General features: G+C 61.2%; 16 protein-coding genes and 1 tRNA gene. 8 read left to right on the forward strand and 9 right to left on the reverse strand.

The features are described 5' to 3' along the window. Nucleotides 1-61: 61 nt before the first annotated feature. Nucleotides 62-1,342, forward strand: a complete 1,281-nt coding sequence (locus H3S97_RS08525; RefSeq protein WP_198220209.1) for an ROK family transcriptional regulator — start codon at nt 62-64, stop codon at nt 1,340-1,342. A 22-nt stretch (nt 1,343-1,364) separates the two neighbouring features. Here H3S97_RS08525 and H3S97_RS07895 read toward each other — a convergent pair whose 3' ends face one another. After that, nucleotides 1,365-3,590 (reverse strand): alpha-galactosidase, encoded by a 2,226-nt coding sequence (locus H3S97_RS07895; RefSeq protein WP_198220263.1) that lies wholly within the window; start codon nt 3,588-3,590, stop codon nt 1,365-1,367. A gap of 177 nt (nt 3,591-3,767) precedes the next feature. Next, nucleotides 3,768-4,742 carry a ketopantoate reductase family protein gene (locus tag H3S97_RS07900; RefSeq protein ID WP_198177007.1) on the reverse strand — a complete coding sequence of 325 codons (975 nt, stop codon included), beginning with the start codon at nt 4,740-4,742 and terminating at the stop codon, nt 3,768-3,770. A 111-nt stretch (nt 4,743-4,853) separates the two neighbouring features. Here H3S97_RS07900 and H3S97_RS07905 point away from each other — a divergent pair, with 111 nt between their 5' ends. Further along, complete coding sequence (locus H3S97_RS07905; RefSeq protein WP_269749257.1) at nt 4,854-5,792, forward strand: sulfite exporter TauE/SafE family protein; 939 nt, start codon at nt 4,854-4,856, stop codon at nt 5,790-5,792. A gap of 9 nt (nt 5,793-5,801) precedes the next feature. Here H3S97_RS07905 and H3S97_RS07910 read toward each other — a convergent pair whose 3' ends face one another. Both H3S97_RS07910 and H3S97_RS07915 read right to left on the reverse strand, forming a co-directional pair. Further along, the gene (locus tag H3S97_RS07910) at nt 5,802-6,230 is read right to left on the reverse strand and encodes a nucleoside deaminase (protein ID WP_198220264.1); all 429 of its coding nucleotides are present in this window, start codon (nt 6,228-6,230) and stop codon (nt 5,802-5,804) included. 59 nt (nt 6,231-6,289) lie between these two features. Further along, nucleotides 6,290-9,025 (reverse strand): cation-translocating P-type ATPase, encoded by a 2,736-nt coding sequence (locus tag H3S97_RS07915; protein WP_232356384.1) that lies wholly within the window; start codon nt 9,023-9,025, stop codon nt 6,290-6,292. A gap of 572 nt (nt 9,026-9,597) precedes the next feature. On the opposite strand from H3S97_RS07915, the gene H3S97_RS07920 reads away from it, so the two are divergent. Next, complete coding sequence (locus tag H3S97_RS07920) at nt 9,598-11,829, forward strand: cation:proton antiporter domain-containing protein (protein WP_198220212.1); 2,232 nt, start codon at nt 9,598-9,600, stop codon at nt 11,827-11,829. A 6-nt stretch (nt 11,830-11,835) separates the two neighbouring features. Here the strand turns inward: H3S97_RS07920 and H3S97_RS07925 are convergent, their stop codons facing one another. The 3 genes from H3S97_RS07925 to H3S97_RS07935 all read right to left on the reverse strand — a co-directional run bounded on the left by H3S97_RS07925 (nt 11,836) and on the right by H3S97_RS07935 (nt 13,869). Continuing rightward, on the reverse strand, nt 11,836-12,591 hold the full coding sequence (locus H3S97_RS07925) for an alpha/beta hydrolase (protein WP_198220213.1): 756 nt from the start codon (nt 12,589-12,591) through the stop codon (nt 11,836-11,838). A 31-nt stretch (nt 12,592-12,622) separates the two neighbouring features. Continuing rightward, a complete protein-coding gene (locus H3S97_RS07930) occupies nt 12,623-13,432 on the reverse strand; it encodes a hypothetical protein (protein ID WP_198220214.1) in 810 nt (269 codons plus the stop codon). A 203-nt stretch (nt 13,433-13,635) separates the two neighbouring features. Next, on the reverse strand, nt 13,636-13,869 hold the full coding sequence (locus tag H3S97_RS07935; protein ID WP_144085876.1) for a DUF2188 domain-containing protein: 234 nt from the start codon (nt 13,867-13,869) through the stop codon (nt 13,636-13,638). An 802-nt stretch (nt 13,870-14,671) separates the two neighbouring features. On the opposite strand from H3S97_RS07935, the gene H3S97_RS07940 reads away from it, so the two are divergent. Next, a complete protein-coding gene (locus H3S97_RS07940; RefSeq protein WP_198220215.1) occupies nt 14,672-15,109 on the forward strand; it encodes a hypothetical protein in 438 nt (145 codons plus the stop codon). 803 nt (nt 15,110-15,912) lie between these two features. After that, complete coding sequence (locus H3S97_RS07945) at nt 15,913-16,572, forward strand: DUF4145 domain-containing protein (protein ID WP_198220216.1); 660 nt, start codon at nt 15,913-15,915, stop codon at nt 16,570-16,572. 812 nt (nt 16,573-17,384) lie between these two features. Here the strand turns inward: H3S97_RS07945 and H3S97_RS07950 are convergent. Together H3S97_RS07950 and H3S97_RS07955 are read right to left on the reverse strand one after the other, a co-directional pair. Further along, nucleotides 17,385-17,455: transfer RNA gene (locus H3S97_RS07950), tRNA-Gly, on the reverse strand. A 122-nt stretch (nt 17,456-17,577) separates the two neighbouring features. Continuing rightward, nucleotides 17,578-18,696: an ROK family transcriptional regulator gene (locus H3S97_RS07955; protein WP_198220217.1), complete on the reverse strand. Its 1,119-nt coding sequence runs from the start codon at nt 18,694-18,696 to the stop codon at nt 17,578-17,580. A 298-nt stretch (nt 18,697-18,994) separates the two neighbouring features. On the opposite strand from H3S97_RS07955, the gene H3S97_RS07960 reads away from it, so the two are divergent. The 3 genes from H3S97_RS07960 to nagB are packed head-to-tail and all read left to right on the forward strand — an operon-like array spanning nt 18,995 to nt 22,196. Then, nucleotides 18,995-20,299, forward strand: a complete 1,305-nt coding sequence (locus H3S97_RS07960; RefSeq protein WP_198220218.1) for an AGE family epimerase/isomerase — start codon at nt 18,995-18,997, stop codon at nt 20,297-20,299. A 5-nt stretch (nt 20,300-20,304) separates the two neighbouring features. Next, on the forward strand, nt 20,305-21,411 hold the full coding sequence (locus H3S97_RS07965) for an ROK family protein (RefSeq protein WP_198220219.1): 1,107 nt from the start codon (nt 20,305-20,307) through the stop codon (nt 21,409-21,411). Then, nucleotides 21,408-22,196, forward strand: a complete 789-nt coding sequence (nagB, locus tag H3S97_RS07970) for a glucosamine-6-phosphate deaminase (RefSeq protein WP_198220220.1) — start codon at nt 21,408-21,410, stop codon at nt 22,194-22,196. The genes H3S97_RS07965 and nagB overlap by 4 nt, the downstream gene beginning before the upstream one ends. Nucleotides 22,197-22,203: the final 7 nt, after the last annotated feature.

Here is a 22,203-nt window from a genome sequence, read left to right on the forward strand (position 1 = left end):
CGTTAAGAAAGTAATTAGGATAGGCTGTTCAGTGTATGGGGTTTGTCCGTAAGGAGGCGCCGTGGCCGACAGAGACAACCAGAGATCCAACCGCCACGAGAACACCGACCGCTCAGGAGAGGCACGGCCGTTCCCAGCCTGGTTCACAGCCTCCGAATACACCCACCGCATCGCCGTTGAAATCCTCCAGCACGGCCCGATCTCCAGAGTGGCTCTGGCGCGGCGATTCAACCTGACCCAGGGTGCCGTATCGCGCATCACCAACGATCTGACACACCGCGGGGTCATCAGGGAAGCCGGCACTCTACCGCAGGCAGACGAACCAGGAAGGCAGGATGGCCGCAAGCATGGTCCCGGTAGCGTAGGAAGACCGCAGCAGGCCCTGGTCATCCGCCGGGAAGCCAAGACCTTCATTGGCATCAATCTTCACGGTGGCACTGCGCTGGCCACGGCGACGGACCTGGCCTGCCGACCCGTCGGCCGGCCCCACAGCCATCACATTCGACAACGAAGCCCGGGCCAGGTTGTAAGGATGCTGTCGAACCTTACGCAGGACTGCATGCGCGAAATCAGCCAGGCCGGGCTGCCCAGCCCCTCCGGCCTTGCCGTCTCCCTGGGCGGACGGGCGGAGCAGGACAGGGTCGTCACCTACGCCCCCTTCCTGCATTGGAGCGAGCCCGTTGATCTTGCCGCCCAGATGGAGGACACATGTGATCTGCCTTGTCTGGTCTTCAATGATCTGGATGCCCTGGCCCTGTACGAAGGATGGTTCGGCGAGGGCATCGGGCTGGATCGATTCGCTCTGATCACCATGGGATCCGGCATCGGCTATGCCTTAAGCGAGCACGGCATGCCCGTCTCCTCACCAGATGAAGGTTTTGGGCTGATCGGCCATCAGCTGGTGGATCCGGACGGACCGGTCTGCTATCTGGGCCATCGCGGCTGCGCCCAGTGCCTGACTACAGGATCCCTGGCTGAGCAGTACTCGCATGCCATCGGCCAGGCAGCTGGCCTTGACAAGTTGGTCAAAGACCTGGAGGAAGACATGCCGCAGGCGGAGACCCTGCTCAATCTGACCGGTTATCGGCTAGGGGTGCTGATCGCCCTGGTGGCCAACGTGGCCCTGCCCGAGAAGGTTCTGGTGGGCGGGGAGACCTCCTATCTGATGAAGAGGTGTACCGAATCCGTACGCAAGGGCACGGCCTCATTCCGCCACAGCCAGATGGTCGATGTCCCCGTGAAGATCATCGACGGCGACTGGCTCCGCTGGGCCCAAGCCCCCGCGGCCAGAGCAATCGCCCGGTACCTGCAGGGTCCCGAAGAGACCGATAAGCCCGAATGAGTGGGGAAACGGCTGGATTGATTCAGATACGGCTCGCTTCAAAAATCACTGCCTCCGCCGGATGGATGACCGGTGGCCGGATTCCCTGAGCGCCCAAGGTCGCACCCGGGAGGACCACGCCTTGGGGACGCCACCAGCCCAGAGGGCTTTGTCCGTTGCCGATCCGATCCAGGTCACAGCAGACATCCAAGGGTCTGATCCGGTAGTCAGCCTTGGAATCCAGGCCGGGAAGCGCCAAGGGCTGCGGGGGGTAATTGACCGAGGAGGTCAACTGGGTGAAGCGGTAGAGTGCCTGCGAGCCGTCAGCAGAGACCACCCCATCCAAGCGGACCGCCGGGTCTGGTGCATCACCGTGTACTACATGACCGGTATGCAGCATATGCCTCCACTGCTTGTAAAAATCGATCCAGCGCCCCAGCTCATCCAGCTGGTCCCGGGGCACGGCAAGCAGGTTCCATTCCACGCCCATATGACCGAAGAAAGCCATGGCAGCACGCAGACCGAGCGAGGTGGCGCGGCCGGTGGAATGGGCCGGGGAATCACCCACATGCTCACCCATCATCTCCGGCGGCACCAGCAGGGATGTGTACCGCTGGATGTCGGCCCGTTCGACCGGATCAACGCAGTCCGAAACCCAGACCCTATCGGCATACTGCAATACGCCCAGATCGATGCGGGCGCCCCCTGAAGCGCAGGACTCTATCTCCAAACCAGGATGCCTGGTTTTCAGGTCACGCATGATTCCATAGATCGCCTCGGTCTGCGCATGCACGGCGGGACGTCCCGACCAGGGAGAGCAGGCCTCGGTCACGTAGCGATTGTGATCCCATTTGATGTAGTCGATGCCCATAAGCGCAATGAGCGAGTCCATAGCCTCGAACATATAGGCAAAGGCATCGGGATTGGTCAGATCCATGACCTGCTGGTTGCGTCCTACGACGGGCAGCCGGGAAGGCCTCGGGGACATGACCCAGTCAGGATGTTCGCGAAAGACGTTTGAGTCCGGACTGATCATCTCGGGCTCGAACCAGAGGCCGAATTCCATTCCCAGCTGATGCACCCTGGCAGCCAGGGCCTCCAGGCTCTTAGACCCCTCGGGCCATACCTGCCGATCGATGGACCAGTCCCCCAGCCCGGACTCATCCGAACGCCTGCCCTGGAACCAGCCGTCATCAACGACAAAACGCTCCACACCTATACGGGCGGCCTGTTCGGCCAGGGCAGCCAGCTTGTCATAGGACTGGTCGAAGTAGACCGCCTCCCAGGTGTTCAGAGTGACGGGTCTGGGACGTGAGGCCAACCCAGGATGCAGGGACCGCAGGAAAGCATGATACCTGTGGGCCGCCTGGTCCAGCCCCTTGCCACGGGAACCATAGAGCCAGGGCGTGGAATATACCTGCTGGTCGGAATGACCGTCAACAGGAGGAAGCGTGATCTCCCCGGCCATCAGAATCTCGCCGCCGCCCAGCAATGCGGGAGCCGAAGGAATCCTCTCGGCGCTGAGCAGACCATTGCCGCTCCAGCCCAAGTGGACTGTGTATACCTCGTCATGTTCGAATCCGAACCCGGGTCGACCAGCGCACATGACCAGGGAGGAATCAAAATCCGGCCGGCCCACCAGGCTTGGACGCTCCAGACGGCCTACGGTCAAGGGCTGACGTTGTGGACTGCGCTCGCGCAGGTGGTGACCGGTGGTGGTCAGAATCTCGGTTGCCTCGGCCGGCAAAGGAAAAGCCAGCTCCAGGCCGTTGACATCCAGATCTCTGGCCGTGTCCAGGTTGAACAGGTCCGCACGCTGCCTGACGAGGCCGGACGGAAGCACCTGGCAACGCCAGGTCAGCCCCACGCCCTGGTCCCGGTCACGGGCCTGAACCTTCAGCGTCGGGACAGCGGAGTCGTCAGGCCGGATCGGTTCTGCACCCAGATCGACTGATTCCACCTGGAAGCAGCAAAAGACCTCAACACCGCCGCGGCTGATACGCAGTCGGCGCTGTCCGGTCCAAGCCTCGGACTGGGTCGGAAGGATGCTGGGCCAGGCCGTCAGATCCAGGCCTCCCGAGACCCGCTGCGGGGCCAGAGCGTCGTAGGTTCCCAGAAGGGCCTGCGGATCGGCCACTGGATCGCCCCAGTGAACTATCCGCGGCAGACCCTTCCCCGGGAAGAGGACGGCAAGGGACAGCCCGGATTGCTCCATGTAAACCAACCTGAGGGGAACCCCCGGATTCGATTTGCTCCGATAAGACCCCATCCTTGGGCCGTCGCGATGATCCTCCATGACACCTCCGCCATAAGTCCGGCGATGCCGGTCGCCGACACTGATAAATCAGGCTCCATGCTAGGGGCCCGCGGCTAACTTGTCTGGAAGTGCGTGTTTTTCTTACTTGGGAAAGTAATTCATGGAAATCTGCTCAGTAGCCCCTTGGCATCACCCCTGATCGGACTGCTCCTCATGGTGGACGCGGAAGGCCAGCTCGGCCAGGTGGACACCGTGGGTCAGGAACTCCTGGGTCCGGCAGACGTAGTCATGCTCGCGGCCCAGGCGCGCCAGATAGCCGTTGATGTAGTCCACCTCGGTCGGACGGCCCTTGGACATGTCCTGGTACATGGAGGGGTAGTGGAGCGGGTTGCCCACGCGGCTGACATAGTCCACCTCGTCCAGGGTCTCCTGGCGGGTCTGGATCAACTGCTTGCCGGCCCGCTCACAGGCGTCATAGGCCTCGTCGATCAGCTGTCGGGACATGTCCTTGGCCCCCGGGTAGGAGATGAACTGGCCCATGGTGATCTGGTACATGGTGCAGATGGTGTTGACCACCGAGTTGAAGATGATCTTGGCCAGGCAGGTGCCCTCGAAGTTCTCGGTCAGGATGGGGTTGAGGTTGGCGGCCTTGAAGTCCTCGGCCATCCGGCGCTCCAGGTCGGTGGTCTGCTCGGTCATGGCACACAGGTGCATGGAACCGCCCCCGGACTTGCCGATGAAGTCCACGTCGCCCGGCCCATTGAGGACCGTGCCGATCATGGCCGTGCCGCCGTAGATGCGCTCCTTGGGGAAGTACTTGAGCAGCTTGTCGAAGTGCCCCCAGCCATTCATGGCCGAGAAGACCACCTGATGGTCTCGGAAGAGCGGTGCGCAACGCTCCAGGACCCCCTCAAGCTGCATCTGCTTGAGCATGACGATCCAGACGTCGGGGTCGCCCTTGTAGTCCTCGGGGGTGTAAATGTTGACGGGCACCAAATGCCGATTCTCATGATCGCGGGAAACATAGACACCTCCCTGGTCATGAACCTTGTCAATATTGGGCATCCAGGTATCCACGAAATCCACCTGCAGGCCGGCCTGCTCCTGCAGCAGCACGCCCAGCCGATAGCCCATGGCTCCGGCACCGATGACCGTATAACGCATCGAAACACACCCTCTTTGTTCTCTTGATTAGGCAACGCACCTCCGGGGACCGGCCCGGGGGATACCAAGCAGTATGCCGAGACGGCAGAAGGGAACCGAGGCAACGGTCGCATGGTGGACATAAGGACTGGAATACGCCCGGATCTCTGCACCTTGGAGGACTTGGCCGCATACGCGGACATCCTGTCATCCCGGAGAAAACGTCGACCTAGGCTGGAACCCATGCAGAAAGAGCAGAGCGGATCCGGAGGGATGGACCGGCGGACCCTGGCCATCCTGGTCCTGGTGGGCGTGATCAGCGGATTCCTGTCGGGGATGTTCGGCATCGGCGGCGGATCGATCATCGTACCGGCCCTGGTGTGGACCGGACTGCAGCAACGGCAGGCCTCGGCCACCTCGCTGGCCTCCATGATTCCCATGTCGCTGGCAGGGGTGGCCTCCTACGCCCTGGGCGGGCATGTGGACTGGCTGGCCGCCCTGCTGCTGGCCGTGGGCACGGTCATTGGGGCGCAGATCGGCACCTGGCTGCTGGACCGGCTTCCTGAGGTGATACTCAGGTGGCTCTACGTGGGCTTCCTGATGGCAGTCATTGCCCAACAGCTGCTGTCCACGCCCTCCAGGGAGAGCAGCATCCGGCTGAGCCCGGCGGTGGCCTTGATCATTCTGCTGGTCGGCGTCCTGATCGGAACCCTGTCAGGGCTGCTGGGCGTAGGCGGCGGAGCCATTGCAGTACCGGCCCTGGCCCTGCTGGGCGCCAGCGATCTGATCGCCAGGGGAACCTCCCTGCTGGCCATCCTGCCCAGTTCATTGTCGGGAACGTTCACCAACCTGCGCCACCACCTGGTCCACGCCGGTCAGGGGCTGCTTCTGGGGATCGTGGCCGCTCTGACCACGCCGGTGGGCACCTGGGCGGCCTCAGGGGTCAGCGCGCGAGTGGGCGCCAATCTGTTCGCCGCCTACCTCTGTCTGATTGTTTTGCGCTGCATCTGGGCGGCCCTCCAGGTCACCCCGGCCTTCCAGCGGTACAGGGCCAATCACAACCACAGCTGAAAACGGGACTCAGTCCTGGCGGTGCCGGGCGAAGAAGCCGGCAAGGATCCCGGCGCATGCCTGTTCACACATACCGCCCAGCACCTCGACCTTCGTCCCGGTGTGCGGGTCACGGGGCAGATCCCAAACCGACCCGCAGGCCCCCATCTTGGGATCCCAGGCGCCGAAGACCACCCTGCTGAAGTGGCAGGCCATCAGCGCTCCTGCACACATGGGGCAGGGCTCCAGGGTGACGACCATGGTGCACCCTGCCAAATCCCAGCCCGCGTCGGATTTCCCGATGGCCTCCATCTCGCCGTGGGCCAGGGGACGGCCCAAGGCCTGCCGCTGGTTGAAGCCCCGACCGATGACCCGGTCCGAGGCATCCAAGACCAGGGCGCCCACGGGCACATCCCCCCGGTCTCCGGCTATGCCGGCCAGCCGCAGGGCCTCCTCCATGGGCGCCTTCCACCGTTCTTGCACGGGTTCAGTCTGACAGTCCAGCCCGACAAGTCGGTTCAGTTGATCATGCCCGCGATGCGGCGGCGCACATGGCGCAGATGGCCCTTGGGCCGCCCGGACGTGTCGATGCCACGCTTGGCCAGGAAGGCACGGACCATCTTGTCGCCCTCGCTGAAGATCAGGACCGTCAGCCCAATCACCAGGCAGATAAGCCACTGGCTTGCACTCAAGGGGGCCATGCCCAGAACGCCCGCAACCGGAGCCAGATACATGGCCCCCGCATGGATGCCCAGGGCCACGAACGAGGCCACCAGAAGGAAGGTGTTGTCCAGGGGATTGAGTTGGAAGATCAACCTGTTCTCGGACCTGGCCGACATGGCGACGAAGAAGTTGAAGAGGACCAGCAGGGTCAGGGCGATGGTCCGGGCGTGGGCCAGATCCATTCCCGCGTTGATGTTGAGGCGGAAGAGGACCAGGATGCAGGTGGCCATCCAGAGCCCGCAGACGGCCAGTCGCGCCCAGAGCACCCGCGAGAGCAGGCCCTCTCCGGACGAACGTGGGGGCGACTCCAGTTCATCCCCGTTGCCTGGTTCGAATCCCAGGGCAATATCCTGGACACCGTTGGTCACGAAGTTGATCCAGAGCATCTGCAGGGGCAGGAAGAGCAGGGGCTCCTCGGAGATCACATTGACCCCGACGGCGATCATGGCGGCTGCAGCCGTGGACAGGAGGAAGTAGGCGGATCCGCGGATGGCCTTGAAGATGACCCTCCCCTGGCGCACGGCCTGGGTGATGGTGACGAAGTTGTCGTCGGTCAGGACCACATCGCTGGCCTCCCGGGCCACGTCGGTGCCGGAACGGCCCATGGCGATGCCCACCGAGGCGGCCTTCAGGGCCGGGGCGTCGTTGACGCCGTCGCCGGTCACAGCCACCACATGGCCCTCATCCTGCAGGGCCTCCACAATGCGCAGCTTGTCCTGGGGGGAGACGCGGGCGGCGATGGAGGTCTCGCGCAGACGGGCCCGGAGGACCTCGTCGCTCATCTCCAGCATCTCGCTGCCGGTCAGCGCCTGGTCGGTATTCTCAAGACCCAGTCGGCGGCCTATGGCGGCTGCGGTCACCGGGTGGTCGCCGGTGATCATGACCACACGGATGCCGGCCCCGGCGCAGTCGGCGATGGCCTCGCGCACGCCGGGTCGAGGCGGGTCGAGCATGCCCTCAAGCCCCAGGAATGTCAGATCGTCTGGCCGACGGCGGGAAGCGGGATCCTGGTCAGGGGAAAGGACCCTGCTGGCCACGCCTATGACGCGCAGCCCCTGGGAGCCCATGGCTTCGTAGGACTTGTGGACGGCCTGGGTGTCCAGGGGAACAACCTGGCCATCCGGGTCCAGCATGGTTCGGCTCATGGCCATGACCGCGTCCGGGGCGCCCTTGACGTATTGGGTCAGGGTGCCGTCAGGGCTGCGGCGGATGGTCATGGAGTGGAGCAGCTCCGGCTCGTAGGGGGTCTCCATGACGATAGGAGCCTCCAGGTCTTCGGTGGTCACGGCCCCGGTCTGGTCGGCAAGGCGGGCCATGGCCATATCGACCGCGTCGCCGCTGTATTCGATGCCGCCTTGTTCATTCGGCTGCCGGTGGGCCTCATTGGTCAGAGCCCCGGCCCGGGCAAGTGCGGCCAGACCACGCATACGGTCGTCGTCGGATACAGCCGCTGCACCCAGGTCCACACCCTCGACGGGGACCGGCTGGCCGCCACCCAGGGTGAACTGTTCCACGGTCATGCGGTTCTGGGTCAGCGTGCCGGTCTTGTCCGAGCCGATGACGGTGATGGAGCCCAGGGTTTCAACGGCCGGCAGCGAACGGACGATGGCATGGTATTCGGCCATCCTCGAGACACCCAAGGCCATGGCCACGGTCAGCACGATGGGCAGGGCCTCGGGCATTGAGGCCACCACCAGGGAGACTGCAGACAGGAAGGCCCCGGTGGCGTCGCCATTGAGGATGGCTCCGCCGATGAAGACGAAGATGGCCACCAGGATGACGGCGACGGCGATGCCCACCTCGGTACGGTGGATGATCCGCTGCAGGGGCGTGCGGCCCTTGGCCACTTGGACCAGATCGTTGATCTCGCCCAGCTCGGTGTCGGAACCGGTGGCCACCACCAGCCCCCGTCCACGGCCACTGGTGACCATGGTGCCCGAGAAGGCCATGCAGTGCCTGTCGCCCAGGGCTGCATCGCGGTCCACGGGGTCCGTATTCTTCTTGGCATCCTCGCTCTCGCCCGTCAGCATGGCCTCGTCGATGCGCAGTTGGAGGGCTTCGATCAGCCTCAGGTCGGCGGGGATGCGGTCGCCGCTCTCCAGGAGGACCAGATCGCCCGGAACCAGCTGGTCGGCGTCAATCTGCTCCATCCGGCCCTGGCGCACCACCCGTGTGGTGGGGGTGGACAGGGTGGTCAGGGCCTCCACGGCCTTGTCGGCCTTGGACTCCTGCACATAGCCGATGATGGCATTGAGGAAAAGGACCAGGAATATGGCCGCAGCGTCCACATAGTGCTGCAGAAAAATGGTGATGATGCCGCAGACCATCAGGACGGCGATCAGGGGGCCGGCGAACTGCTCCAGGAAGAGCTTCCAACGGGGTTTGGCCTGGGCCTCGGCCAGGCTGTTGGGCCCGAAGATCTCCAGTCGGCGTGCGCTCTCCTGCGTATCCAAACCCTGGTCCCCGGTGTGCAGGGTGTCCAGCACAGCCGAGGTCTCCAGGCTATGCCAGTCGGTGTCGTCGAAACGCATGTCAGCCCCTGCTGCCGCAGCGTTCTGATTCTTAATGTTTGTAGACGTCATGGATGATGTCATCGGTCAACCTGGCCTTTCCAAACCGGATCGGTCATTTGTCCCCGCATGCGACCCTCTGCAGTCTTTCCTGCAATCTTCCTTCTGGACCGGGGGATGTCCAAAAGCATCGGGGAAACAATAGCGTGAGCGTAAATCCCCAGGGTCAAGAGATGGGGCTCCATGGTCAGCCACCGCAAGCAATGCTCGCTGGGAGGTTCGGAGCCTTCCCGGTCTTCAAGAGTATACCGATTAAGCCGGCTTTTCATGCGTTTACGAGGGGTCCACGGGCCGGATTTTCACAAATTTTCGCCCATCGCGAGCGCAGTCTGTCCACCATTTTGGCTTGAGGTGTCAACTTAGCGCACATTGTCCATTAATGCTGTTCCTGGATATCCCCATTCCGTATACTGGTCTGTGCGACGTCGATCCTCATGCGACCCTGCACTCGGAGATTCCTTCATTGGTCGAACGAACCCTGCTAGTCGGGCCTGCGGCAGCCCGCCCGGGATTGCGTGGCGGAAAGGAAGCCCGTGGAAACATTCATCCTCATTCTGTGCATACTTGCTGCCGTCCTCGTCTCTTCCTTCATTTCCAGATTCATTCCCCGGATCTCCACCCCTCTGGTTCAGATCGTCCTGGGCGCAGTCATGGCCCTGTTGCCCGTTTTCCCACGGATGCGGCTGGACCCTGAGCTGTTCATGGTCCTGTTCATCGCGCCCCTGCTCTACTACGAGGCCCACACCATCAACAAGGTGGAGCTGCTCAAGGGATTGCGATCCTCTCTTTCCCTGGCCATCGGACTGGCCGCCCTGACCATGATCATGGTGGGGGTTATCCTGCATGCCGCCTGGCCCATGTTCCCACTGGCCGCGGCCATGGCCCTGGGCGCCGCCCTGGGGCCCACCGATGCCGTGGCCGTCTCCTCACTAGGGGAGAGCGCCGACCTCACGCCAGACGAACATTCAATCCTTGCCGGCGAATCGCTCTTCAACGACGCCACCGGTGTCATCGGCTTCCAGTTCGCCATCCTGGCTACCGTGACCGGCTCCTTCTCCCTGCCCAAGGCCCTGGGCGAGTTCCTCCTCGAGTTCGTGGGTGGCATCGGCTTCGGCCTGATCATGGGCTTTGTGGTCAACTGGCTCTTTGAGTCGGCCCGCCGCCTGGGCTGGGAAACCACCACTACCCGGATCCTGCTGGAGCTCTTCCTGCCCTTCCTGATTTACATGGTCGGACAGGACATCCTGCATGTGTCCGGAGTCCTGGCCGTGGTCTCCACCGGACTGCTTATCCGCTTCGACCACACCGGAGTGGGACCCAATACCTCCAAGGCCAACATCGTCTCGTCCAGCGTCTGGAAGGTGCTCTCCTTCAGCCTCAACGGTGCGGTCTTCGTCCTTCTGGGCATGCTGCTGCCGGCGGCCATGGGCACCAGCTGGCGAGACCGGCGGGTCAGCAACTGGATGCTGGTAGCCACCATCACCGTGGTCTGCCTGACCGTGATCGTGCTGCGCTTCCTCTGGACAGCCAGCGTCCTGATCTTCACCAAGGATCGTGGAACCGGCAGCAGACCACGGGTCACGTCCAAGCTCCTCAGGTCGGCTGCCGTCATGACCTTCGGCGGCCCCAAGGGAACCATCACTCTCTCCCTGGCCCTGACCATCCCCTATATGACCGACGACGGTTCCGCCTTCCCCATGCGCAGCGAGCTGATCTTCGTGGCCGCCGGGGTCATCATCGTCACCCTGGTGCTGGCCAACTTCGCCCTGCCGCTGCTGGCCCCCTCACAAAGCAGCGAGGTGCCGGCCCAGCAGGTCGAAAAATCCATCAAAGTGCTCAGGGGCACGGTCCGTGAGCTCTCAAGCAGGATTACCGACGAGAACCGGCTGGCCATCCAGCAGGTGATCAAGCAGTACAACCACCGCATCGCCAAGCTCAAGTCGCAAATCGGCCAGTACTCCCCCAAGGACTTCCAGGACCTGCAGGTGCAGACCATGGAGTGGGAGCAAGACTACATGGAGGAGCGACTGAGCCGGATCGAAGAGGCCCAGGATCAGCTGGAGGAGAAGCTTAAGAGCGAAGACCCGGATATGGAGCAGGCACCTGCACCAACGCAGTCCGCCACCGGGAACGAGACCGGGGCCGAACCCAGCACCGAGGCCGAGACCGTAGCCGACAGGGATGCCGACGCCCAGCTGATCGACCAGCGCAACGAGCGCGGAGACGACCAGGACGAACTGCTGAATCTGCGCAGCCAGGAACAGGCCGCCCGCAGGATCCTGTCCACCATATCCGGGTCCCTCTTCCACCTGGACAGGGGCGGGGAGCTCCGCTGGAGGGCCTACACAGCCCGCAGACGTATCAGAGGCCTGTTGCACAGCCAGTTCCACCGCCTGAAGCACCTGACCCAGCCGATCGACAAGGACCAGGTCTACGTGGCAGGACGCCACCTGCAGGCGGAGATGAACCACTTCCTGATCGAAAAGCTTTACTCCGAGCTGGGCAAGGGACGCTTCAAGACCGAAGACCTGCTGACCACCATCATCAACCACCAGATGATCGAATCCTCGGCGGAGGGAAAGACCGAATACGCGGGGATACCCGCCGTCAGGGATCAGGTGGAGGAGGCCAAGCGCGAAGGGTATGCCATCGAGCTGAGCCAGATCCAGGACATGGTCGAATCCGGGGAGATCTCACGCACGACGGCCAGGAAGATGCGCCGCAACGTCTACGTCATGCAGGTCGACGCCGACTCGGCCCTGTGAGCCGATCTACATAAGGCCCGAGGTCACATCGATCTCGCCCAGCCACTGGCGAAGGTCGTTCATCTCGCGCATGTCGACGGCATGTTCCATGTGGTCGTATTCGGTGGTGTGCAGCCAAACGTGCTCGTCCAGCCAGGCGGCCAGAGCACGGAATTCGTACTTGGGCACCGTGGTGTCGTCCGAGCCGAACCCCAGGAAGACCGGCTTGTTCAAACCGGCCAGGCGCTCATCCGCGGGAGCGGTGCCTGGCACCAGGCCCGGGGCCAGAAACCCGGACAGACATATGGAGGCCCGGTAACGCTCAGGGTTGACCCGAAGCAGATGAACAGCCAGCATGGCCCCCTGGGAGAAGCCCATGGCCACCACAGGTCGGTCCTCGGGGATGTTGGCTGAAACCCAGGCATCCACTGCCCGGGCCGCTGCGTAGCCATCTCGATCCAGGTCCTCCTGCTCGGGGCGCATATCGTGAAACCAGGTGTAGCTCGGGCCGAACATGCCACGCTCGCTGCCTGGCACCACCATGGGCGCCCGCAGGGAGGCGTAGTCATTGTAGGGGGCCACGTAGCGCATCAGGTCCGCCATGTCATCCTCGTTGGAGCCCCAGCCGTGCATGAGTATAAAAATGGGCCGCGAGGGGTTGGCTGTGCCCTGCTTGCGGGACCAACGGACCTGCTCGACCTTGAGCTCCTGCCCAAAACGGCCGGGCACCACCGTGGAGGGTCGACCCACCAATCCGCCGTCATCCTTTTGTGCTTGATCCATACCTGCCACGATAGTCGACAGGCCCGGTCATTCAATGCTGGCCCATGAGCGGCTCGGCCTGGCCACCCCACTGGCCTTGCAGCCCGGTCACCTGGGCCTTGCTGCCCACCACCATCCAACGCTTGCCGGTCAGCAGCCATAGATCCTGGGGCTGCAATCCGCCTCCGTAACGGGAGAGCAGGTCGGGCACGCGGGCGCGGATAGGCCCCTTGGCCAGGGAGGCAGCCGAATCGTTGTCGAAGACGACGTAGGCCATGGTCGTATCCGTGCAATACCGGGCTTGGGAGATGCCCACATATCCGCCCGGGCTGATGTCATGCCAGCCGGAGGCGCACTGTCCGGCAGCCTTGTCGATACCGCCGGTCATGGCCTGGGGCGAGCTGGTGGGCGCTTCGTCACGCGCAGGAGCCTTGATGATGCCCTTGGGGGAAGAGTTGGCAATAAGCAGGCCTGCCAGGGTCAAGAGCATTCCGCAAATCAAAAGAATAATGCCCGCCGAACCCACCGATGGCCGGTTCGGGCCCGGTCCTGAGTGACGGGCTATGATGACCAAAATTATGGTCAAGAGGGCAAAGGCCACGGAGACACCCACCCAGGCGGAGATGCCCACCTGACCTATGACCCCCAGTCTGGAGGGGGCTATGGCATGGGCCAGCAAGGCCGCGCCCGCCAGGGCCGAGACCAGTCCCGTGACTGCGGCAAACCGACTCCAGATGTTGGCATGCGCTATCTGAATGGGACGCTCATCAATATCCGGGCGAGGAGGATAGGAGGCTGGCAGACCCTCGTCATACCCGCTGTCCGCCAGCCGCTGATCCAGCTGGTTGAATCCATCGGCCATCGACCTCGCCACCTTTCACGGTTGGTTTCAGTCTATGGGGGCGGACGCATACAGACCAGCGACGGCGGCCAATGCTTCACCATCCCAACATCCTGCCGGGCTGATAGAAGGGCCTGGTTGGAAGTGCATAGTTGCTTATCCCCACGGCGCTCGGCATCAGCACAGGCCCTATGACGGGGAAGGCCCCAGAGTTCAGTTGACGTTCAGCCCTTGATGTCTCGGGGATCCTTCTTGCCTATGGTGCGCTTGTCGCGGATTTTGTTGCCGCCCTTGTTATGGATATTGACCTCGCCGCCGCCGGACCGGTCTGCAAAGACCTTGGCCTGCTTGGTGGCCTCCGCCTTGGTGGCGAAGGTGCGGGAGACGCGTGAGGCCCCGGCCCGCTTGACTGTCCACAGATCGCGATCCTCGTCATATTGCACGTGATAATCAGCCATGATGGCCGTCCTTTCCATACTTCCCTGTACCCCCCTCATCTTCCACTGCCGGACCTGAGGCACCGTGCTTCGACACTCCAGAACTTCCAGGAATATTGTTCATCAATGATGGTGCTAATAGAGGCTTTCCGCACTGTTGCCGGGCTTGCAACTTTTAGGTCAGGTATCGAAGATTCGATTATGGGCAAGAGAATAAAAATGACCAGAGCAAATTACTATAAGGTGATTTAAGTGGAACGAAACTACTGATGTTGAGTTACCTACTTGGATACAGGATCTGGGTTGGATGCATATTCAGGCAAGGTGGACACATCTCCATTAACCTTGAGATTCTAGAGGTTTGAGCAGAGTCCTGTCTGCAACCATAGGCGCGATTGGTTCGCCGATGCGGAAAGCAGCGTGCCCAGAAGCCACCAAGTGTTGGTAATGGCTTCGAGGAAGCACTCCATCAGCTGGTCAGCAGGCGTCACGTCGGCATAGTCGCGGATTGAGTTGACAGGCACCACGTCCTTAATCTCATGCCAACAAGCCAAGCTGCGATATAACTTCCTCACATTGGATGTGGCGAGCAAAAGCCCGCGCATACGCCTCAATCAGCCGCGAAGACACAAACAAGGCCACGCCATGATTCGTGCCGTCTTTTGCTATAGTCGCCCACCTTGCAGATCGCACGGTTAAACCTTTCACAGATGAGAAACTCTTCAGTAAAAACTGGCGGTCAAGCGGAACAGGATTAACGGGGAATGTGAGGAAGCGTCTGCAAGTGGCTCTTCATACCTACAGATGCTGTAGCCTTGCGGCTATGGCATGCAGGGGACGGAAATCGGATAAAACAGGCGAGGATACGGAGAAGACCGACCTTCGCCGCATGATCCATGTACCCGCTCATGCCGACCTTGTCCTATGGTTTCTAGGCCTGGTTCTGTTGCTGCCAATGAGCTGGGGCTGGTATAGCAAAATTCCTATTCAGTTCTTTATGGCATTCCCGTATGCCGTTGATTTTGCCTCGGACACTTGGGTGAACAGGATAATTGCGACCACCATTGTGGGGCTTGTCTGCTGGCTGATAAGCGGCATTGTCCATATAGTTGCCTTGTATAAACAGAAGTCGCGCAAAGCCCGGAAATGGTGGAACGTCTTCGCAAAAATCCTACTTATCTTAGTGACGTTGATCGTCTTGCTGCATAGTCTGGCTGGGGTACTGTTCCTCTCGATAGACGTCAGCGATATTCCCCTGTGAGTAAACGCTGATGCTGACACTCACTCACCGCCTATAAGTCAATCAGCTTCATCAAACGTCTAACGATCTGGATTCGCAAGAAACGCAGCATACGCTCGAGCAAGGGTCTCTGCTTCATCCTTGGTAGGAGGCCGGTCAGGATCAGATGCGATCAACAACTTATACATACCAAAGCTGAAACTTTCCAAATCCAAATTTCAATGCCATTGGCGATTTCCAGAAAGGAGAACGGACGACTGGAATCGGACTCATGGCCTAGATTAGTCCTCAACATCACCCCTCATCGCCACCAACATGGCCAACAGCCCAACACCAGCCATTTACGGATCCCCATCATCCTGAACATGTAGACCCCGGCAGGCACCACCTGCTCAACGCCAGCAGCCAGGTCCTCAGCGCCACCGGCGACCAGGCATACTTCAAGGACTTCTTGACCATCCGCGTCACCATGCGCCTAGGCTTCGGGGTCCTACGCCCTGAATGGCTCGCCCGACTCACCGTAACAAGACATCAGCCAAGCAGCTAGACAACACATCTAAAAGGAAACCACCGCAGACAACCGCCGCGAATAGCCGATCCAGCAAGCACCACGCCTACCCAGCCACACTACAAACCTATCCCGGGACGTAAGCCGGGCAAGACCCCTATCTCCTCCAGCCCGTACTAGGGAGCGGATCAGAATCATAGCCAAAAGCCAAGAGAAGCAGCAAATACGAATGTCTCGTGAATACAATCTGTTTATTGCAAGGGGTCGAGCAGAGATGCCCAGTCCATATTGCTATTTCTGTCTATATAATTGAAACATGGCTTCGAGAATCTGTTGGCATTGCGGCCGTTTTTCGCATATGACCCCACAAGGGTCGCTCATATCAGGTGACCTCAATAACGCTCCTCTCTATGCAGAGGTTTGGTTTGCCATCTTCAAGTGTGACTCATGCGGCTACGCGACATTGGGCATGATTGATTACAATTTTTCGCTATCGGATGTCGGCGTGAGTCAAGCTCAAGAAGACTTCCTGGACGACAGTGAGGAAATTAAATGGATTCCAGAAGCAGCCGTCGGGATGGAATATGAGGACGTTCCTACGGAAATCGCTTCCGTTGCTTCCGAGGCGTATTCCTGTTGCTCGATCTCCGCCTACCGTTCAGCAGTACTCATGGCCAGAACTGTGCTGGAAGCGACCGCCAAGGACAAAGGCGTCACCTCCGGGTCCCTGTATGAGAAAATCGACGAGTTGGCAGCAAAGACCATCATCACCAGACAGCTAGCCGAAGAAGCACATGAAATCCGGCTGCTGGGCAACGATATGGCCCACGGTGATCTGAATACGCCCGTGTCGAAAGAGGACGCCGAAGAAATCCTAGGCTTTCTCGATTCCGTACTTGACTATGTGTATCAACAGCCTATAGCCATAGAAAGGCGCAAGAAAGTTAGGGAGCAACGCAAACTGTCCAAAAAATGACAGCGGCATGCGCGCGCCTTGCCTGGCCCTGACGGTAATACCCACCAGGTAGAGCATGTTTGGATTTCTTTAACGAGCTAAGGCCCGACGGTATGAAGCCATTGGCCCTTAACTATACTTGCCCGCAGACATTTTCCCTCCTCCCTTTCCGCAGACGCGGCCGGCTGCCCTGTGACTGACAGCGGATTAGAGCCGAGGTCAAGGTCAGGGTAGGTGGTAGATGCCGGGCCGAGCAGTATGCGAAAGGCCGCAACGGCATCAACATGGACTGCGACTACATCATCCCAGGCGGCGACAACATCCTGGATAGGCTACAATGGCTTTCATCGACCTGCCGTAAAGCCAGAACCGCAAGAGAAACCGCAGTGCACAATGCATGGTATCGTGAAAGCTAGGCTCCATTCGGTCGGAGAAAAATTCGGAATCTATTCATCCTGCCATAAGACTATGCACCGACCATGACCCAGAGGTAGAGTTAACAACTCTCCAGCTTCAATTTAGGGCGGTGCATGTCAACAGCAGCCGAATAAGCGATTAAAGGCGTAGGGAGTCTCCCACGAGATTCAGTATCAAGATTAAGTTGACGATCAGTCTTGAACTTTCGCACAACCCATATAGACAAAAGAGCACTATAAGACCTATAGCTGCCCATTTCCGCCTGTATAACAATCAAGGTCGGCTGCTTCTTTACCTATTCAATAGCTATGCGTCAACGCTAGGGCTTGTACATCCGCGCTATATTGTTGCCATCAATCAGTTGTCAGACCTAAACAAACAACCATTTTCCTTGAAAACTCAGAATTCCAGTCAAGAGCGGGCGACGGGAATCGGACCCGCCTCTGAAGCTTGGGAAGCTTCCATTCTACCAATGAACTACGCCCGCAAATCCGGCCCCGGGGTCAGACCTCGGCCAACCGCATGCGAGTCACCATGGTAGCAGGTCTCGGCGATGTGCGCGAATCACCAAGTCCGGGCACGGTTGCGAGACAGGTCTTCAATCCACTTTCAGACGGTACCGTCAGGCTCGATCAGGTCAGCCACCACCGTGGAGCAGGCCCCAAGCAAGGCGGCATCCTCACCCAGGGCCGAGCGGTCGACCACAAGGGGGCGCCGGAAATCAGTGGCCAGGGCATAGTTCATGGTCTTCTCCATGGCACTCAGGAAAATGCGATTGACCACCCTGGAGTCGCCCAGGACAGCCACGCGAGGAATGTCCATAAGGCCGGCGGACATGGTCAGAACACGGCCCAGCAGTTCGCCAGCACGGCGCAAAATGCTGGCCAAATTGTCAGGATCCCGGTCCATTGCAGCAGTCAGCTTGGGAACGCTGATCAGTGATTCCAGGCAACCGCGCTTACCGCATCGACACTGAGGACCGGTGGGATCCACCACCACATGACCGATCTCGCCTGCCGCGCGATTACAACCGGTCACCAGCTCGCCGGAAACCAGCAATCCTGCCCCAACTCCGTCGCCCAGATGGACCAGCAACAGGTCGGACTGGCCTGAGCCAAACTGCCGCTCGGCCAAAACCTCATTGTTGGCATCGTTGTTGACCGTCACCTCCAAGCCTGTCTTCTCATGCAGATAGCCGCGCAGGTCGGTCTGAACCCAGCCCAGGTTAGTGGCATCATCCACCACGCCTTCAGCACTGACGATGCCGGGACTGGATACGCCGATGCCCATGACGGGGTGGGTTGCCCGCTGCATCAATGAATCAGTCAGCTCCCCCACCAAGTCCAGGGGGACCTTGCCGTCAGCGGTCAGAGGAATCTCCTCACGCGCCACTACCTGTCCGGTCAGGTTGAGCACCGCCCCCCTGAAGACGTAGGGCGTGGAAAGGTCCAGGGCCAGGATGCTGCGCCCGTCGGGATTGATGCGCAGCAGCCGTCCCCGCTTGCCCGGCCCGGTGGATTTGCTATAACCCACTTCCATGAGCAGATGCTCGCCCAGCAGCTCGGCCACGATGTCTGATATGGCGACCCTGGTCAGCCCTGAGGCGCGGGCCAGATCAGCCCTGGTCATACTGACATCGGGGTAGAGCAGTCTGAGCAGGATGGCTCGGTTGTGGTGCCGCACCGACTTGGGCAGCGCCTTGGACAGGTTGCCTGTATTGCTGGTCATGATTCGCCTGACAATAGATAATGCGGGAACGGGGACCCGCCATGGGGATTGGGCCTTGAACCCCGTGATCACGCCCATCCATGCTTGCACCTTATATTGTAAACTCCCTTGCCTGGGCAGGTCCATACCTCGCCATTGCGGCACTGAAGCTGCGGGTTTTCAGGACTGCGCACTAGCATCGTGAGCAAGACCACGGGGACAGCCAATAAAAAGTTCAGTTTCCTAACAATTAAGTGTTAGGCTGTTAACAGATACCAGAAACAGCTGCATCCCCCCGCTGAGCAAAGGAGCAATCGCCATGACCACGACACCGAACCATTCGGGAGTCTCACCGTCCGCCATAAATCCCCGATACCTGCTGGGCAATGAAGCCAACCGCATCTTCATGGCCTCGCAGACCTACGGTTTCCTGGACTTCGGGCGGGGGTTCCCCACCGAGCAGGGCGGCGCCGGCTGGCTCAATGACGACGGCACCATCGACCCCGAGCAGGGAATCCAGACCTGGATCACCTGCCGGATGACCCACGTCTACGCCATCGGCAGCCTCCTGGGCTACCCGGGGGCATTACAGCTGGTCCATCGTGGCGTCCAGGCCCTTCAAGGCAACCTGCACGACGACGACCACGGTGGATGGTACCCCTCGGTCTCCTGGCAGGGCCAGCCCGAGAGCGGCAAGACCTGCTACACCCACGCCTTCGTGGTCCTGGCCGCATCCTCGGCCATGCTGGCGGGTGACCCCGACGGACAGGATCTGCTGGACCAGGCGCTGGAGATCTTCAACCGCTACTTCTGGGATGACGACAAGGGCCTGGCCGTGGACACCTGGGACAGTGGCTTCACCCGGCTTGACCCCTACCGGGGGCTCAACGCCAACATGCACAGCACCGAGGCCTTCCTGGCCGTGGCCGATGCCACCGGCAAGGAGGACTACCGCGAGCGCGCCGGCCGCATCATCGACCAGGTCATCAGCTGGGCTGAGAACAACCAGTGGCGCATCCCCGAGCATTTCAACAGCGACTGGCAGGCCGACCTGGACTACAACCAGGACAACAAGGCCGACCAGTTCAAGCCTTACGGGGCAACGCCGGGCCATGGAATCGAATGGGCCAGGCTGATCACCCAGTACGCATTAAGCAGGTTCGATCAGGAGGCCGACCGCCGCCGCTACATCGAGGCAGCCGAGCACCTCTTTGCCAGGGCTGTGGAGGATGGCTGGGCCGCCGATGGGGCCGAAGGCCTGGTCTACACCACGGACTGGCAGGGCCGCCCTGTGGTCCACGACCGCATGCACTGGACCCTGGCCGAGGCCCTGAACACCTCGTCCACCCTCTATGCAGCCACCGGCAAGGCCACCTACGCCGACTGGTACGCCACCTTCTGCAGCTACATAGACCACTATCTGATCGACCACCAGGGCGGGTCCTGGTGGCATCAGCTGGATGCCGACAACCATGTCATCGGCACGGTATGGCCCGGCAAGTCCGACCTCTACCACGCCTTCCAATCCACCCTGATCCCCTACAACGACCCGGCGGTCTCCATCGCTACAGCCATCAAGCAGGCCTGCGGACAGGGACGGGCGGACCAGGACCAGGCCCGCTGAAATCCATGGCAGCATCGACCCCGCATCCCAAGGCGGATACAGATAGCGCCCAGGACCGTTCAATCAGCCTGGGAATAGACATCGGCGGCACCAAGATCGAGGGCGTGGCCATGGACGGCGGCAAACACCTGCTGGCCTGCCATCGAATCCCTACACGCGAAGGCAACCAGGCGGTTCATGACGACACGGTGACACTTATCCGCCACTTGTTGAATCAGATGGGCCCAAATCGGGGTCCTGTCACCGTAGGCCTGGGCATCCCGGGGCGCGTGGATGCCGACCGTGGAATAGTGGATGACGCAGTCAACCTGGGCATCCGCCACATGGATCTGGGCCCTGCCGTTGCCAAGACGACCGGCCTGCCCGTCCGCGTCGAGAACGATGTCAACATTGCTGCCCTGGGGGCCGCCTCGCAGGATGGCGACACCCTGGTGGCCCCTGGGACCACACCCCACTCCGTGGCCGCCCGGAACCAGGCCCGACGCCCTGCATCGGAGCCTGGGCGTGACGGTCCCAGGGCCCTGCCCGACCAGGACGACCATGTTGTGGTCTTCATCAATCTGGGTACCGGTCTGGCAGCGGGCATCATCCGCGGGGGCCGAATCGAACACGGAGCCAGTGGGGCGATAGGCGAAATCGGCCACATTCCGGTGGACACCCACCAGTTCCCCTGCAAGTGCGGCCAGTGTGGCTGTCTGGAGACCGTGGCCTCAGGTTCGGCAGTGGAAGCCCTTTGGCCGGGAATCGCCCACCCCCTGCCCGACCTGATTGCCCAGGCAAGCCGAGGGAACCAGCACGCCCAGGAAGTCCAGGACATTATCGGCCATGGCATCGCCCTAGCCGTACAGATTGTGGCCCTGACCATCGATCCGACAGTCATCATCCTGGGCGGAGGCATGAGCAAAACCGGTCAGCCCCTGCTGGATCTGGTCACCGAGTATCTGAATAGGAGCGCGGCCTGCAGCCACTTCATCGCCTCCCTGAGTCTGCCCGACCGGTTGCGCCTGGCCCCGGCCGACCTGCCCATCGCAGCCATCGGCGCCGCCCTGGCAGGACGCATGGCCGCCGACAGTCGCCCATCCGAGCTTATTGGAAAGGAAATCGCATCATGACCGAAATCATCATCGTCAAGTCGCAGGAGGAAGCCGGCCAAATCTATGCCCGCTGCACGGCCGACCTGATCCGGCGCAAGCCCGACTGCGTGCTGGGTCTGGCCACGGGGTCCAGCCCCTTGGCGGCATACCAGGCACTTGCTGATCTGGTCCACAAGGAGAGAATCGACGTCTCACAGGTGCGCGGCTTCGCCTTGGACGAGTACGCGGGGCTGGATCCGGCCCACCCCCAGTCCTACCGTTCCACCATCGACCGGACAGTGGTCGAGCCTCTGGGCCTGGACCCCGCCAAAGTGAGGGTGCCCAATGGAAACCTGGACACCATCAAGGACGCTGGCCGCGTATACGACCAGGCAATCGAGGATGCCGGCGGGGTCGACCTGCAGATCCTGGGCATCGGCACCGACGGACACATCGGCTTCAACGAGCCCGGATCCTCCCTGGCCTCGGGCACCCGCATCAAGACCCTGACCGAACAGACCCGCATCGATAATGCCCGCTTCTTCGACAATGACATGGACCAGGTGCCCACCCACTGCATCACCCAGGGAATCGGAACCATCCTCAAGGCACGCCAGCTGGTCCTTCTGGCTTTCGGAGCTGGTAAGGCGGAAGCCGTGGCCGAGAGTGTGGAGGGCGGTATATCGTCCTTCTGCCCAGCCTCCGCCCTCCAGATGCACCCCCACGCCACAGTGATCGTGGACGAGGCCGCCGCCTCCCGTCTGCGCAACCGCGACTACTACAAGTGGGCATATGCCAACAAGCCTGACTGGCAGTCCATCTAGAAGGCAG

The sequence above is a fragment of the Bifidobacterium choladohabitans genome (assembly GCF_016102005.1).
GTDB lineage: Bacteria > Actinomycetota > Actinomycetes > Actinomycetales > Bifidobacteriaceae > Bombiscardovia > Bombiscardovia choladohabitans.